This is a genomic window from Streptomyces sp. NPDC000983 (genome assembly GCF_040299205.1).
Classification (GTDB): domain Bacteria; phylum Actinomycetota; class Actinomycetes; order Streptomycetales; family Streptomycetaceae; genus Streptomyces.
In genome coordinates, this window is the sequence record NZ_JBEPBM010000022.1 from 39,786 (window position 1) to 55,426 (window position 15,641).

The window sequence follows — 15,641 nt, forward strand, 5'->3', positions numbered from 1 at the left end:
TGCTCCGGGTCACGCCCGGAAGCGGGCGACCCCGCCGAACGGGGGCGGTCGGAAGAGACGTGGGCGGTGATCACGCCTCTCCCTCCGATCCGGGATTCGTCCCCTCCTGGCATGCGCCGCCACGTCGTCCCCTGGGTGCGCGCGTGGTCCGGGTCTGTCGCACCGAGCCGGGACGCGTGCTGCCTCCCGGTGTGCGGGGTCGGGGCACCCTCGCCGTGGGGGGACGGCCGGCCCCGCTGCGCGGTCGTACCTTCGGACGGTCCGCGGACCTCCGCAGCGAGGTTCCGTTCTGTTCCCCGGGTGCGTCGGTGGCAGGTCGCGGCAGTGAGGTGTCAGCCGGTGCCTTCGACGGCTCATCGGCCGGGGCGATATTCGGTGCGGCGTCCGAAGCGGTGTCCGGAGCGGCGGTCTGCGTGCGGCACCAGGGGTCACCTTCCGCGGTGGGAGCGCTGTCCGTGGCGGAAGTCTTCTCCGTACCGGCAGTCTTCTCCGTACCGGAAGCACTGTCAGTGGCAGAGGTACCGTCGGCAGGCGGAGTCTTCGTCCCCTCTGCCGCGCGTTCGGCCCGGAGGCAGCGGCGGACCGACTCCGGGTCGAGTCCTTCGTTACAGGCCTGGTGGAGCAAACGGGCGAACAGGTAGTCGGGATCCGCAGCAAGGGCCATGGCGAGTGCCTCGCGGGCCTCCAGTTCGTCGCCCATGGACCAGGCGACCCAGCCGGCGAGGGTGAGCGGCGGCGCGGCGTGTTCGCTGTAGGGACCGACGCAGCGGCGGGCCAGGGCTCGCCACAGGCGCAGGGCCGGGGCAGCCTCGTCGCCCTCCATCCACGCGGCCGCCCGGTCGCGGGTCGAACGGTCCTGGAGGCCGAGAATGATCCGGGCCGCCTCGTCATGGGCGAGCAGGTCGTCGTCGCGGAGGTCCGCCGTGAGGGTGCCGGACACCGGTCGTGCCGCGGCAAGGCGGTTCATGAGGCGCTCCGCCAGTTCGAGGGTCTCCCCCGCGACGTCCGCCCGGCTCGAGTCGTCGAGGATCCGTGGGACCAGGGCCATGCCCGCGGTGTCGAGGGCGACCTCCTGTTCCAGTGCCGCCCCGGTCTCCCACGGAAGCAGCCGGGCCCGCAGTTCCCGCAGGGTGCCGCGCACTTGGAGGCCGGCGTAGGTGGCGGCCGCGGCCAGCACCGAGGTGCCGGGCAGCCCCATGGGGGTGCCGGCGGCCGGGCAACATCCTTCGTCCACGCAGCAGTAGGACCAGAAGCGGCCTTCGGAGATGCACAGGGCCTCGATCACCGGTACGTCGAGGTGGCCGCATTCGACGCGCAGCTTCTGGACCAGCGGGCGCAGTCGTTCCACGACCTGTCGGCCGGTCTCGCCGCGAGCGGGTTCCTGACAGACGTAGGCCACGATCTGTTCGGGGCGGGCGCCCCGGCGTTCGCTGCCCGTCACCAGGCCGTGGGCCAACTGTCGTGCCGCGGAGGGCCAGTCGTCGGAGTTGGCGGGGACGCCGAGCCGGGCCCGTCCGCCGAAGCGGCCACGTCCGTCCCGGTCCTGCAGGGCGACCAGGACGATGCTGTCCTCGGGGCGGTAGCCCAGCAGGTACGGGAGCGCGTCGGCGAGTTCGGCCGGGGTGCGCAGCGTGACCTGCTGCCGCTTGTCGTTGCCTTCGTACGCGGTGCACTCGGCTTGGTTCGCAGGGTGTGCCTGATGCCCTGTGATGTCTCCGTTTTCGGGGTTTCCAGCGGTTTCGCCGTGATTCGTCATGCGAAGACGATCTCGCGGATTGCGAATCTCCGCTTGAGCCTGTGGATAACTCAGAACAGGGACATGGCAATTCAAGAGCGACGGCAGATTCGGCGGGCACCCGCTGCAAGCGCTCAGCCCGCTGCTCAGCCCGCCGCGGCGAGGACCAGAGGAAGAACCTCCCCACTGCCCGCCTGACGCAACAGCCGAGCCGCGACCGCCAGCGTCCAGCCGGAGTCGGTGAAGTCGTCCACGAGCAGCACCGGACCGCGAGAGTCCGCCAGGGCTCCGGCCAGTTCCCCGGACACACTGAACGCCCCCGACAGCGCCCGAAGCCGTTGCGCCGAGTTGCTGCGGCGCACCGAGTGCGCACCACCCGGGCCCGTGTAGGTCAGCGTGCCGAGCAGGGGCAGCCGCCCGATGTCCGCGACGCCCTGGGCCAGGGTGCCCACCAGTTGTGGCCGTGACAGGGACGGCACCGCCACGACCCCGACGGGCCGCGCCGACGCCTCGGACGCCCATCCTCCGGGTGACCGTGCCCAGTCGGCGAGGACCGCGACCGCGGCGCGCAGCACGTCCTCGGGGACCGGACCGTCCGCCGCGTTCTCGGCCAGCAGCGGGCGCAGCCGGTTTCCCCACCCGATGTCGGAGAGCCGTCCGAGGGCGCGTCCGGTGGAGCACTGCTCCCCGGCCGGGATGCGGCCCTTGACGTCGATGCCCAGCGCGGGCATGCCCGTGGGCCACATGCGCCGTGGTTCGACCTCCACACCGGGCCGGTCCAGCTCCTGGGCCGCCCCGGTCAGCGCCTCCGCCGTGACGCTCGGGTCCGCCCAGGGGCCGGCGCAGTTGTCACAGCGGCCGCACGCGGTCGCGCCTTCGTCGTCCAGTTGCCGACGCAGGAACTCCATGCGGCAGCCGGCCGTGGCGGCGTATTCGCGCATAGCCTGCTGTTCGGCCGCGCGCTGCCGCGCCACCCACGCGTAGCGATCGGTGTCGTAGACCCACTCCGCTCCCGTGGCGATCCAGCCACCCTTGACCCGCTTGACCGCTCCGTCGACGTCGAGCACCTTCAGCATGGTCTCCAGCCGGGTGCGCCGCAGTTCCACGACCGCCTCCAGGGCGGGCACGGACAGCGGCCGTCCGGCTCCGGCGAGGGCCGACAGGGTCTGACGGACCTGGGCCTCGGGCGGGAAGGCGGTGTCGGCGAAGTAGCGCCAGATCGCCTCGTCCTCCTTGCCCGGCAACAGCAGGACGTCGGCGTGGGCGACGCCTCGCCCCGCACGGCCCACCTGCTGGTAGTAGGCGATCGGCGAGGACGGCGAACCCAGATGCACCACGAAGCCCAGGTCGGGCTTGTCGAACCCCATCCCGAGGGCGGAGGTCGCCACCAGCGCCTTCACCCGGTTGTTGAGCAGGTCCTCCTCCGCCTGGAGCCGGTCGGCGTTCTCCGTGCGACCGGTGTAGGAGGAGACCGGGAAGCCTCGCTGCCGGAGGAAGGCGGTGGCCTCCTCGGCCGCGGCGACGGTGAGGGCGTAGATGATCCCGGAACCCGGCAGTTCGTCCAGGTGCTCGGCGAGCCAGGCCAGACGGTGTGCGGCGTCGGGCAGTTGGACCACGCCGAGCCGCAGGCTCTCCCGGTCCAGTGGGCCGCGCAGCACCAGGGCCTCACCGGCCCCGGTGCCGAGTTGCTCGGCGACGTCGGCCGTGACACGCGCGTTGGCGGTCGCGGTGGTGGCCAGGACGGGCACGCCGGGAGCGAGTTCCGCCAGCATCGCCCGCAGCCGGCGGTAGTCGGGGCGGAAGTCGTGCCCCCAGTCGGAGATGCAGTGCGCTTCGTCGACCACGAGCAGTCCGGTCGTGGCGGCGAGTTTGGGGAGCGTGTGGTCACGGAAGTCCACCGAGTTCAGCCGCTCCGGGCTGACCAGGAGGACATCGGTCTCGCCGCGCTCCACCTCCTCGTGGATGGTGTCCCACTCCTCGGGGTTGGCGGAGTTGATGGTGCGCGCCCGGATGCCGGCGCGCCCGGCCGCTTCGACCTGATTGCGCATGAGTGCCAGCAGCGGCGAGACGATCACCGTGGGGCCGGAGCCGCGTCGGCGCAGCAGAGCGGTGGCGACGAAGTACACGGCCGACTTGCCCCAGCCCGTGCGCTGCACCACCAGGGCGCGTCGGCGCTCCCGCACCAGGGCGGCCACCGCCTGCCACTGGTCCTCTCGCAGGCGCGCAGATCCTTCCGGAGCGCCGACCAGCTGGCTGAGGATGGCATCGGCTTCGGCGCGGAGTTCCACTTCGTCCATGGCTCCATGCAACCCGATGGCACTGACAGTCAGCCACTCCGCCCCGCGCGAGGTGCGTCCCGCCGGCAGGGGCGGCCGTCACTCTCGGTTCACATGCGACCGTTCTTCGGTGATCCCGAATCGCGACGGTTCGATCGGGATACCGTACGGATCCGGGGGTAGACCGAATCAGGTCATCACCAGCCGGACCCTCGGGGCCCGAGCACCCGGGCGGCGGGCAGAACCGACCAATCGCCACCATGGGGTCGACTCGCGAGACAACTTCCCCGCCCCAGGCGTTCCCAGGTGGCACACGGGGTAGGGATATTAGACCCATACCTTCACGTATCGGTCAGTCACTCCAATTGCTCGTTGCCGCAACTCAGTTCGGCAGGAAGAATTGAAGTCCGCTCCCCGCACGGCTCGCCCTTGGTCCGGCAGGGCTCCACTGTGGTGCGCGCTCCCCCGATTCCATTCCGCCCTCAGTGTGGGCGCGTAGCCGAAGGGAGGACCGTGACCTTCGGATTCGCTCCGTCCCCCGCGGCATCCACGTCGACCTCCACCGACCCGTCCGCCGCCACAGTGGGCCGCATGCTGGAGCCCGCCGAATGGGCCTCCGCCGGAATTCCCCTGCTGCGCAACCCCCGTGAGGTCGTCAGCGGGCTGCACTCCCGGCACCGCCCGAGACCGGCGACGGCGATCGTGGCCGTGCTCGACCCGGACGAGCACATCAGGGCCAGCGCCTCGTTCACGCGCCGCACGGCGCAGGCCGACGGCTGGATGTTCCGCAACATCCTCCTCGACCAGCTGCGCCGGGTGATCCCGCACGACCTGCGCCGCCGCACACCCGTGCGTACCGCCGTCCTGTTGTACTGCCGCGACGGCGACGCGCGCTGGACACCGGAGGACGGGGCGTGGATGTGGGGACTGCGTGACGCCTGCACCCTGCACGGACTGCGCTGCGGCGCGTACGTCACGCTGACGAGGGACGGCTGGCAGGTGCTCGGAGAAGGGCGTGGCGGCCGGCGTCCGAGCCTGGACTCGACGCCGGAGCCCTTCGCCACCTCCGAGTCACCGCCCCCGCTGCCTCGCACGGGCGGAGCGACCTCGGAGCTCATGCGCCGCGTCGCGGCACGCTGAAACCTCTGGCACAGACCACCCTGGCGGAACGTTTCCCCCTGCTGTCACGGAGGACACCAGGGGCTCACACGTCCCGCCGCGCTGCGCGGAACACCGGCAGCCCCACGGACACCGACCGCCTCGCGCGCCGACACACCTCATCGGGGAGGCCGACACCGTCGGCCGAGTCGGCGCCGTGCGGACGGGGATTCGACCGCGCAGGGCGAATTGCCCACCGTGCTGGTACCGCCGCGGCGATGGACCGCCGTCGGCCCGCCTCCGGAGGAACCGGAGGCGGCTCAGACGCCCGCGCCGAGCACCGAGTTTATCTCCTGCGGGTCGCCGCAGACGATCAGCAGGGTGTCGGCCCGGCCGAGGGCCAGGGGCAGCGCGGTCGCGGCTGCGCCGGACCCGCCGTTGACGGCGACCACGACGACGGCACGCTTGGCCGCACGCCCGGCGACGGCGGCGTCCGCGTAGAAGACGTCGTCGCCCGCGTCGTGCTGGGCCCAGTAGGAGGCTTCGCCGAAGGACAGCTCGTGGGCGGCCCACGGGTGCTGCTCCCCGGTGGTGACCACCAGGACGTCACCGGGGGTACGACCTGACTCCAGCAGCAGGTCCACGGCCTCCTCGGCAGCGTCGAGCGCACCCTCGGCGGAGGCCGGGATGAGCTGGATCTGCGGGGTGGCCGCGACCGGTGCTGCGGCGGCCGGACCGGACGGTCCGGGCTTGGCTGCGGTCAGGTCACGGGGCGTGCGTTGCACGGGCGCCGTGGGCCGCGGGGGCCCGGGGCGACCGGGACGCGACGGAGCCGCGGGACGCGGACCGGGTACGGGACGGGGGGTCGGCGCGGTGCGGCCACTGGCCGGCGTGACGCGGGGACCCTGGGCACTCTCGTGAATCTGAGGCTCCTCGGGAATGAGAGGCATGGGCTGATATCTATCAAACGTTGGTGCGGCTCACGTGAACGGGTGGCACATGAGTGCGAACGGAACGGTCAGAAGTCGAAGCCGAGCTGTCCCTCGATCTCCGGAACGCTCCGCTCCGCCCAGCTGCGGGCCTTCTTGAGATGCCGCCACTGGGGCAACGCATCAAGATACGCCCACGACAACCGGTGGTACGGGGTGGGTCCCCGCTCCTCCAGCGCGGCCTTGTGCACGGGGGACGGATACCCGGCATTGTCCGCAAAACCGAAGTCTGCATGGTCGATACCCAGTTCGGCCATCATTTTGTCGCGCTGAACCTTGGCGATCACCGAAGCCGCCGCGACCGCCACGCACGACTGGTCACCCTTGATGACAGTACGGACCTGCCAGGGTGCGCCGAGGTAGTCGTGCTTGCCGTCGAGGATGACGGCGTCCGGCCGGACCGGCAGCACCTCCAGAGCCCGTACCGCGGCCAGGCGGAGCGCCGCCGTCATCCCCAGTTCGTCGATCTCCTCGGGCGAGGCATGCCCCAGGGCGTATGACGTCACCCACTTCTCGAGCTCCTGGGCGAGCACAGTGCGCCGCTTGACGGTGAGCAGCTTGGAATCGGTGAGTCCTTCGGGGGGCCGGCGCAGTCCGGTGACCGCCGCACAGACGGTGACGGGTCCGGCCCAGGCGCCGCGCCCCACCTCGTCTACACCGGCAATGACCTTCGCTCCGGTCGTGGCGCGCAGTGAGCGCTCGACGGTGTGAGTGGGTGGTTCGTACGGCATGGCGCCCATAGCCTACGCCGCCCGGATCACCCGGCGACACCCCGGTTTCCCTCAACGCCCCCAGCACCTCCATGTCCGGGCCTCAACCCTCTCTCGGCCTGAGCAGGGGCAGCATGAGCTGATCGATCATCTCTGCCAGCTCCTCGTCACCCCATTCGCTTCCGCACATCTTTGACCTGTACATCATCATGGCCGGAATGGCGTCGAAGACACATCCGTTGGCAGCATCGGACCGCACCTCACCCCGTTCGATCCCACGGGTTATGACCTCCCGCAGCAGCCGGAGCGTAGGCTCCACCACACCGCTGAAGATCACACTGTGGAAACGTTCGGCCTGCCGCTGATCGCACTCGTGAATGACGGCACGGAGCGCGAAACCGGGGCGGGAGTACATGGCCTCCCGGGCCAGACGGCACAGCGCCAGCAGGTCGTCCCGCACACTGCCCAGGTCCGGCACTCCGTCGATACGGGGCAGTCCGGCCTGCAGCGCGTCGGCGACGAGGTCCTCCTTGGAGGGCCAGCGGCGATAGACGGCGGCCTTGCCGGTCTGAGCCCCGGCGGCGACCCCCTCCATCGTGAGGCCGTTCCAGCCGACCGTACTGAGCTGTTCCAGTGCGGCATCGAGGATGGCGCGTTCGAGCACGGCGCCGCGCCGGCGCAGCGAGGCGGCCCGAGCGGGGGCGGCCGTCCAGCGCGAGGTAACCATCAGCATCTCCAGCGAGCAAAGGAGCGGGTATTTCAGGGAGTTGGGGAGACTGCGCGGCGGCGAAAGCGGGGAGCGCCGCGCGGGGACAAGCCAAGTGAACGCTTGCGTTCACTAGTACGGACTCACTACCGTTGAAGCGACAGTGAACGCAAGCGTTCACTAAGGCACTTGTGGGGGACCCATAGTGACAACCTCTCAGTTGACTCAGGACCAGAAACCAGGCGCGGCCCGACGGCCGGGCCGTCCCGGCATAGCTCTCACCGTCATCGCGGCCTGCCAACTCATGGTGGTACTCGACGCGACGATTGTGAACATCGCACTCCCGCACATTCAAGACGCGCTCAAGTTCAGCACCACCGACCTCACCTGGGTCGTCAGTTCGTACACGCTGACCTTCGGCGGTCTGCTGCTGCTCGGCGGACGAGCCGGAGACATCCTCGGCCGGCGCCGGGTCTTCATGACCGGCATCCTGCTCTTCACCTTCGCCTCGCTGCTCGGCGGACTGGCCCAGGAACCCTGGCAGTTGCTGGCCGCGCGCGTGCTCCAGGGCGTGGGGGGCGCGATCGCTTCGCCGACCTCGCTCGCGCTCATCACCACGACGTTCCCCGAAGGCCCCGAACGGAACAGGGCTTTCGGTGTCTTCGCCGCCGTCTCCGCGGGCGGCGGAGCGATCGGACTGCTGGCCGGCGGCATGCTGACCGAGTGGCTCGACTGGCGATGGGTGTTGTTCGTCAACGTCCCGATCGGTGTTCTGATCGCCGTACTCACCCCGATGTACATCAACGAGTCGGAACGGCACACCGGGCGCTTCGACATCGCGGGGGCGATGACCTCGACCCTGGGTATGGCCTCCCTCGTCTACGGGTTCATCAGGGCGGCCGACGAGGGCTGGCGGGACAGCCTGACCATCGGGTCCTTCGCCGCCGCCGTGGCTCTGCTGCTGGCCTTCGCGTTCATCGAGACACGGGCCAAGGAGCCGATCACCCCGCTGCGGATGTTCGCCGACCGCAACCGTTCGGGCACGTATGTGATCATGCTTAGCCTGGCCGCGGCGATGTTCGGCATGTTCTTCTACATCGTGCTCTTCGTGCAGAACGTACTGGGGTACACCCCGATCGAGGCGGGTCTCGCCTTCCTCCCGGTGACGGTGGTGATCGCTCTCGGTGCCGGCCTGTCGCAGCGGTTCCTGCCGGTGCTGGGCCCGAAGCCGTTCATGCTCACCGGCTCGGCCCTCGTGGTGGTGGGCCTCGCCTGGCAGTCCCTCATCGACGCCGACAGCTCCTACGTCGAGGGCGTGTTGGGTCCGATGCTGCTGTTCGGCTTCGGCATGGGGCTGAACTTCGTGACCCTCACGATCACCGCGGTGTCGGGTGTCGCCCAGCACGAGGCGGGCGCGGCGTCCGGGCTGCTCAACACCACTCAGCAGGTCGGCGGATCGCTCGGCCTGTCCATCCTGACCACGGTGTTCGGGTCGGCCAGCAAGGACGAGGCGGAGAAGCAACTGCCACAGTTCATGGCCGACGCCTCGCCGGAGCAGAAGGCGCAGTTCGCCGAGACGCAGCAACTGCCCGCTCCGTGGGGGCACGAGGTGCTCACCCAGGGCATCTCGATGGGCTTCGTGGCCGCGGCCGCGATGGGTGTCCTCGCCCTGGCCACCGCATGGTTTGTGATCAAGGTCCGCAAGAGCGATCTGGAAGCCCTGTCGGGGACGGCCGGCCCGATCGCCGGCTGATCGACGCGGCACCGCACAAGGCAGCGGACGGCCGGACCCCGCCCAGGACACCGGCGGCGACAACGACGGCCCGGCCGTCCGCACCCACCCCAGCGCCCCGAGAATCAGCACTGCCACCACGTACACGTCCATCCGTCCACCCCCGTAGCCCTTGCGCACCCCGGCCGTATGCGTCCATGGACCACACAGCGGATATCGGGAGAACGAGCGGGTCATCACGGAGAGTTCCCGACGAACACAGAGAGTTCTGAATCTGTCGTCAACGGCCGACCCGGACTCCCCGAACCACCCGTGCAGCGCAGGACAGCGGGCCCGGGCCAGGCCCGACAGCCCGCCACGTCAGGCCTGCGGAACCCACCCGGGCAGCGCCTCGGTCCGCTCCACCCACGCGGCCGGCGGAGCCCCCGCCTTACCGGCGGCCAGCACGCCGCCCACGATGGCGCAGGTGGTGTCGACGTCGCCGCCAACCTGGGCGGTGGTCCAGAACGCCTGCTCGTAGTCGCCCAGGGAGCGCGCCGCGGACCACAGTGCGAAGGGAACGGTGTCATGAGCCGTCGTCCGGCGGCCGCACCCCAGCACGGCCGCGACGGTGGCGGCATCCGCGTAGTCCAGCATGTCCCTGGCCCGGCGCAGCCCCGCGCCCACGGCGCTCTTGGGAACAAGCGCGATCACGCCGTCGAGGAGGTCCTCCGCACGGGGCGGCCCGCCGGGCGCACCGGCAAGCGCCGCGGCGGCGGCGACCGCCATCGAGCCGACGACCGCCTCACGGTGCTGGTGCGTGGGGTACGCCGAGATCTCGGCCTGGTGGGTGGCCTGCTCGGGGTCGTCCGCGTACCAGGCGCCCAGGGGGGCGATCCGCATGGCCGCGCCGTTGCCCCAGGAGCCCTGGCCCTTGAAGAGCCCGGCCGCCAGCTCGCGCCAGTCGCCGCCCTCCCGGACCAGCCGCAGCAGGCGGTTGACGGCGGGGCCGTATCCGCGGTCGAAGTCGTGGTGCTCGGCGAAGGAGCGGGCGAGGGCGTCCTGGTCGATGCGGTGGTGGGCGGCGAGGACGGCGACCACGGAACAGGCCATCTCCGTGTCGTCGGTCCACTGCCAGGATCCGGCCGGCAGCTCGCGGCGCTTGAGCAGCGGGTAGTTCACCGGCACGAAGAACTGGGAGCCCAGCGCATCGCCCGCCGACAGTCCGCGCAGGCTGGCAAGGGCGCGCTCCAGGCGCCCGTCGGGTGAGGAATCTGCGGTCATCGCTCTGCCACTCTATCCGGTGATTCCGTACGGTTCCGGATCTCGCCAGCGTTCGAAAGGCCGGTCAAGCACGTACTTGCCGTCGTCCCCGAGAACGAGCATGCGCACCTCCGCGTTCCCGGGGTTCGACAGGGACTCGAATTCCGCGACCGTCCAGTGGAACCACCGCATGCAGAACAGGCGCATCGCCAGGCCGTGGGTCACCAGAAGTACGTTCGGCGGATGGTCGGGGGCCTCGAAGCTGCGGTACAGGCTCTCCAGGAAGCCGCCGACCCGGTCGTACACATCGGCACCGGACTCGCCCTGGGCGAAGCGGTAGAAGAAGTGGCCGTAGGCGTCCCGGTATGCCTTCTGGAGGCGCACGTCGTCGGGGTCCTGCCAGTTTCCCCAGTCCTGCTCCCGCAGCCGGGGTTCCTCGCGCACCCGTATGAGTTCCGGGTCCAGGTGAAAGGCGCGCAGTGTCTCGTGGGTGCGGCGGTAGGGCGAGACGTAGACGCTGACCGGGTCGCGGCCGAGTGTCTCGCGCAGCCGTTTACCCGTCTCCTCGGCCTGCCGCCAGCCCCGCTCCGTCAGGGCCAGCGCGTGGTCGGGTTCGCGCTCGTACACGGTGTCATCAACATTGCCGGTTGACTCGCCGTGCCGGACAAGGATGATGCGCCGTGGTCGTGCCATGCCAAAACCCTAGATCCAGTGACGGCCGATCGAGCACCCATACGGGCTCCATACGGCGTAGGTCACATATTTCCCGGAGTGGCCCGCCCGGGAACGGGAGTGATGATCACACCGTCCAGGTCGGTTCCATCTGCACTATGTCGCCGGTCAGGGCTGCCACGTCGGCCTCCGTCTGCGCCCGCAGGGCCAGCCGCTCGATGCGTTCGGTCCGGTACTTGCCGTGTTCGGCCGCCGACATCCACATCGACAGTACGAGGAACTCATGGCCCGGCGCCTCGCCGAACAGGCCGCGGACCATACCGGGCGACCCCGCCATGGCGGGGTTCCACACCTTTTCCTGCATCAGGGTGAAGTGCTCGGCGCGCTCCTCGTGCACCCGGCAGTGGGCGACCCGGAGCAGGTCGGCGTCGGTGAAGCGGGGCTCGAAGCCGGTCTTCACGTCGAAGCGGTAGTCGAAGAGTTTGACCTGGGTGTCCTTGAACGTGCCCGACTGGGACGCCGCCAGCCGGTCGTGCGAGCGCGCCATGAAGGAGTCGTAGAAGGCCCGGCTCTCCCAGAAGGAGAAGATGTGCGCGACCCCCGATCGGCTCCGGCTCCAGCCGCCGCCCTGTCCCCGAAACCCCGGCTCCCCCAGAAGCCCCGCCCATTTCCGCTGCCCCCGCTCGAAACCGCGGCGGTCCACCACGGTGCAGCGAATCCACTTGACCAGCACCGCGCCATCGTACGGCCATGGGCGGGCCATCGGCCGCCCTCGCTGCGAGAGCTGCCCGCCGCGGGCATGCGCGTGCGTGGCAGGATGGGCAATCGGCCTTTTCTGTCGGGCAGTTCAGGTCATACGCACAGGGCGAACGGGGAAGGGGAGTCTGGTGAACGGCCTCAACAAGGGGATCCGTAAGGTCGAGATCGCACTGAAATGGGACCCTAGTCAACCGGGGCAGCCGCCCACCGACCTGGATCTCGTCGCCGCCACCTATCTGGCGAGCGATCCCTATGGCGATCCGGCCTTCGTCGTGCACTTCGACAGCCGGTCCCCCGACGGCACGATCTATCTCAACCGCGACAGCAAGGACGGCAAGGGCTTCGGCTGGGACGAGGTCATGACGGCGGAGCTCAACCGGCTCGACGGCCGGTACGCACGCGTGGTGGTCGGCGTGGTCATACAGCAGCGGTCGGTGCGCCGCACTTTCGTCAGCGTCACCAACCCCGGTCTGCGCATCCGCGAGGGCCACAACGACCTGGTCACGGACGACTTCGGCAGCGTCCTGGGCTCCACCGCGGCCGCCGTCGCGGAGTTCGCCCGCCAGGAGGACGGCAGTTGGGACCTCCACCCGGGGCTCCACGGTTTCGAGGACGACCCCGCGGTCTTCACGCGGGTCATGGGCAAGGCCCACCAAGCCTGACCGCACCGAACGACAAGGGAGGGGCGCCGACGGATTCGTCGGTGCCCCTCCTCGTCAGGGTCTACCTGTCAGGCAGGAACGTTCCCCTGCCCCGCGGTCAGCTGCAGCCGCTGGTCGAACCGCAGCCCTCGCAGATGTAGCAGGAACCGGCCCGCTGCATCTTCGTGCCGCAGGAGAAGCACAGCGGGGCGTCGGCCTGGATGCCCAGCTGCATCTCCACCAGCTCGGCGCTGGTGTGGGCCTGCTTCGGGGCCGGCTTGACTTCCTCGACCTCGATCTTCGGCGCGGCGACGGCCTTCAGCTCCTGGGTACGGGGAGCGGACTGGGCCAGGCCCTCGACGTCGACCTCGTCGTCGGCCGGCTCGTACGAACCGGTCTCCAGGTGACGCTGACGCTCCTCGGCCGAGTGGATGCCGAGCGCGGAGCGCGTCTCGAAGGGCAGGAAGTCCAGCGCCAGGCGGCGGAAGATGTAGTCGACGATCGACTGCGCCATCCGCACGTCCGGGTCGTCCGTCATGCCGGCCGGCTCGAAGCGCATGTTGGTGAACTTCGAGACGTACGTCTCCAGCGGCACGCCGTACTGGAGGCCGACGGAAACCGCGATGGAGAAGGCGTCCATCATGCCCGCGAGGGTCGAGCCCTGCTTCGACATCTTCAGGAAGACCTCGCCGAGACCGTCGTCCGGGTAGGAGTTGGCGGTCATGTAACCCTCGGCGCCGCCGACGGTGAAGGACGTGGTGATACCGGGACGGCCCTTCGGGAGGCGCTTGCGGACCGGACGGTACTCGATGACCTTCTCGACCGTCTCGCGGATGGCCGCCTCGGCCTTCTGCGTGACCTCGGTCTTCTCCTTCTCCTTGGTCTTCGCGGAGAGGGGCTGGCCGACCTTGCAGTTGTCGCGGTAGATGGCGAGCGCCTTGACGCCCAGCTTCCACGCCTCGAAGTAGATCTCCTCGACCTCTTCGACGGTGGCCGCCTCGGGCATGTTGACCGTCTTGGACAGCGCGCCGGAGATCCACGGCTGGATCGCGGCCATCATGCGGACGTGGCCCATCGCGGAGATGGAGCGCTCACCCATGGCGCAGTCGAAGACCTCGTAGTGCTCCGGCTTGAGGCCGGGGGCGTCGACGACATTGCCGTGCTCGGCGATGTGGGCGACGATCGCCTCGATCTGCTCCTCCTGGTAGCCCAGGCGGCGCAGGGCCTGCGGCACGGTGCCGTTGACGATCTGCATCGAGCCGCCGCCGACCAGCTTCTTGAACTTGACCAGGGCGAGGTCGGGCTCGAGGCCGGTGGTGTCGCAGGACATCGCCAGACCGATGGTGCCGGTCGGGGCGATGACGGACGCCTGGGAGTTACGGAAACCGTTCTTCTCACCGAGGCGCAGCACGTCCTGCCAGGCCTCCGTGGCGGCGGCCCAGATCGGCGTGTCCAGGTCGTCCATGCGGACGGCCTTGGTGTTCTCGTCGGAGTGCTGCTTCATGACCCGCAGGTGCGGCTGGGCGTTGCGGGCGTAGCCGTCGTAGGGGCCGACGACCGCGGCGAGCTCCGCCGAGCGGCGGTACGAGGTACCGGTCATCAGGGAGGTGATGGCACCGGCGAGGGCACGGCCGCCGTCGGAGTCGTAGGCGTGGCCGGTCGCCATCAGCAGCGCGCCCAGGTTGGCGTAGCCGATGCCGAGCTGGCGGAAGGCGCGGGTGTTCTCGCCGATCTTCTGAGTCGGGAAGTCCGCGAAGCAGATGGAGATGTCCATCGCGGTGATGACGAGCTCGACGACCTTGGCAAAGCGCTCGGCGTCGAAGGACTGGGTGCCCTTGCCGTCGTCCTTCAGGAACTTCATCAGGTTCAACGAGGCGAGGTTGCAGGACGTGTTGTCCAGGTGCATGTACTCGCTGCAGGGGTTCGAGCCGTTGATCCGGCCGGACTCCGGGCAGGTGTGCCAGTGGTTGATGGTGTCGTCGTACTGGATGCCCGGGTCGGCGCAGGCCCAGGCCGCCTCGGCCATCTTGCGGAACAGTGCCTTGGCGTCGACTTCCTCGATGACCTCACCGGTCATACGAGCACGGAGCCCGAACTTGCCGCCCTGCTCGACCGCCTTCATGAACTCGTCGTTCACACGAACGGAGTTGTTGGCGTTCTGGTACTGGACGGACGTGATGTCGTCGCCGCCCAGGTCCATGTCGAAGCCCGCGTCGCGCAGGGCGCGGATCTTCTCCTCTTCCTTCACCTTGGTCTCGATGAAGTCCTCGATGTCGGGGTGGTCGACGTCGAGGATGACCATCTTGGCCGCGCGGCGGGTCGCGCCACCGGACTTGATCGTTCCGGCCGACGCGTCGGCGCCGCGCATGAAGGAAACCGGACCGGAGGCGTTGCCGCCGGAGGACAGCAGCTCCTTGGAGGAGCGGATGCGGGAGAGGTTCAGGCCGGCACCGGAGCCGCCCTTGAAGATCATGCCCTCTTCCTTGTACCACTCGAGGATCGACTCCATGGAGTCGTCGACGGAGAGGATGAAGCAGGCGGAGACCTGCTGCGGCTGGGGCGTGCCGACGTTGAACCAGACGGGGCTGTTGAAGCTGAAGATCTGGTGCAGGAGGGCATAGGCCAGCTCGTGCTCGAAGATCTCGGCGTCAGCAGGCGAGGAGAAGTACTTGTAGTCCTCTCCGGCCTTCCGGTACGTCTTCACGATGCGGTCGATGAGCTGCCTCAGGCTCACCTCGCGCTGCGGGGTGCCGACGGCACCACGGAAGTACTTGCTGGTGACGATGTTGACCGCGTTCACCGACCAGAAGTCGGGGAACTCGACGCCGCGCTGCTCGAAGTTCACAGAGCCGTCGCGCCAGTTGGTCATGACGACGTCACGGCGCTCCCACTGGACCTCGTCGTACGGGTGCACGCCGGGGGTGGTGTGGATGCGCTCGATGCGCAGGCCCTTGGTGGCCTTGGTGCCCTTGGCGCGGGCACCTCGTGCCGGACCGCTCGCCGTCTCTGTCATGCCGCCTCCCTGTACGGGCAAAACGCCCTGAAGTGCCCCGATGTTCCCGGGCACGGTGTTCTGTCTGG

12 protein-coding genes are annotated in these 15,641 nt (G+C 69.5%); 3 read left to right on the plus strand and 9 right to left on the minus strand.

What is annotated here, in order from left to right; genetic code table 11:
* Window positions 1-70 precede the first annotated feature (70 nt).
* Window positions 71-1,756 carry a DUF4192 domain-containing protein gene (locus ABT296_RS24195; protein WP_351930691.1) on the minus strand — a complete coding sequence of 562 codons (1,686 nt, stop codon included), beginning with the start codon at window positions 1,754-1,756 and terminating at the stop codon, window positions 71-73.
* Between the two features lie 125 nt (window positions 1,757-1,881).
* On the minus strand, window positions 1,882-4,032 hold the full coding sequence (locus ABT296_RS24200) for a RecQ family ATP-dependent DNA helicase (protein ID WP_351930693.1): 2,151 nt from the start codon (window positions 4,030-4,032) through the stop codon (window positions 1,882-1,884).
* 492 nt (window positions 4,033-4,524) lie between these two features.
* On the opposite strand from ABT296_RS24200, the gene ABT296_RS24205 reads away from it, so the two are divergent.
* Window positions 4,525-5,151 (plus strand): hypothetical protein, encoded by a 627-nt coding sequence (locus ABT296_RS24205; RefSeq protein WP_351930695.1) that lies wholly within the window; start codon window positions 4,525-4,527, stop codon window positions 5,149-5,151.
* Between the two features lie 278 nt (window positions 5,152-5,429).
* Here the strand turns inward: ABT296_RS24205 and ABT296_RS24210 are convergent, their stop codons facing one another.
* From ABT296_RS24210 to ABT296_RS24220, 3 genes are all read right to left on the minus strand, one after another.
* On the minus strand, window positions 5,430-6,059 hold the full coding sequence (locus tag ABT296_RS24210; protein WP_351930697.1) for a hypothetical protein: 630 nt from the start codon (window positions 6,057-6,059) through the stop codon (window positions 5,430-5,432).
* Between the two features lie 68 nt (window positions 6,060-6,127).
* Window positions 6,128-6,829 carry a ribonuclease HII gene (rnhB, locus tag ABT296_RS24215; protein ID WP_351930785.1) on the minus strand — a complete coding sequence of 234 codons (702 nt, stop codon included), beginning with the start codon at window positions 6,827-6,829 and terminating at the stop codon, window positions 6,128-6,130.
* Window positions 6,830-6,911: 82 nt separating this feature from the next.
* The gene (locus ABT296_RS24220; protein ID WP_351930786.1) at window positions 6,912-7,535 is read right to left on the minus strand and encodes a TetR/AcrR family transcriptional regulator; all 624 of its coding nucleotides are present in this window, start codon (window positions 7,533-7,535) and stop codon (window positions 6,912-6,914) included.
* Between the two features lie 184 nt (window positions 7,536-7,719).
* Between ABT296_RS24220 and ABT296_RS24225 the strand changes: the two genes are divergently transcribed.
* On the plus strand, window positions 7,720-9,267 hold the full coding sequence (locus ABT296_RS24225; RefSeq protein ID WP_351930699.1) for an MFS transporter: 1,548 nt from the start codon (window positions 7,720-7,722) through the stop codon (window positions 9,265-9,267).
* A gap of 339 nt (window positions 9,268-9,606) precedes the next feature.
* On the opposite strand, the gene ABT296_RS24230 is transcribed toward ABT296_RS24225, so the two are convergent.
* From ABT296_RS24230 to ABT296_RS24240, 3 genes are all read right to left on the minus strand, one after another.
* On the minus strand, window positions 9,607-10,509 hold the full coding sequence (locus ABT296_RS24230) for an ADP-ribosylglycohydrolase family protein (protein WP_351930700.1): 903 nt from the start codon (window positions 10,507-10,509) through the stop codon (window positions 9,607-9,609).
* 12 nt (window positions 10,510-10,521) lie between these two features.
* Window positions 10,522-11,181 (minus strand): histidine phosphatase family protein, encoded by a 660-nt coding sequence (locus tag ABT296_RS24235; protein WP_351930702.1) that lies wholly within the window; start codon window positions 11,179-11,181, stop codon window positions 10,522-10,524.
* 106 nt (window positions 11,182-11,287) lie between these two features.
* Window positions 11,288-11,893, minus strand: coding sequence for a YdbC family protein (locus ABT296_RS24240; protein ID WP_351930704.1), 606 nt, complete (start codon window positions 11,891-11,893; stop codon window positions 11,288-11,290).
* A 154-nt stretch (window positions 11,894-12,047) separates the two neighbouring features.
* Between ABT296_RS24240 and ABT296_RS24245 the strand changes: the two genes are divergently transcribed.
* On the plus strand, window positions 12,048-12,581 hold the full coding sequence (locus ABT296_RS24245; protein WP_351930706.1) for a TerD family protein: 534 nt from the start codon (window positions 12,048-12,050) through the stop codon (window positions 12,579-12,581).
* 97 nt (window positions 12,582-12,678) lie between these two features.
* Here ABT296_RS24245 and ABT296_RS24250 read toward each other — a convergent pair whose 3' ends face one another.
* Window positions 12,679-15,573 carry a vitamin B12-dependent ribonucleotide reductase gene (locus ABT296_RS24250; protein ID WP_351930708.1) on the minus strand — a complete coding sequence of 965 codons (2,895 nt, stop codon included), beginning with the start codon at window positions 15,571-15,573 and terminating at the stop codon, window positions 12,679-12,681.
* Window positions 15,574-15,641 lie beyond the last annotated feature (68 nt).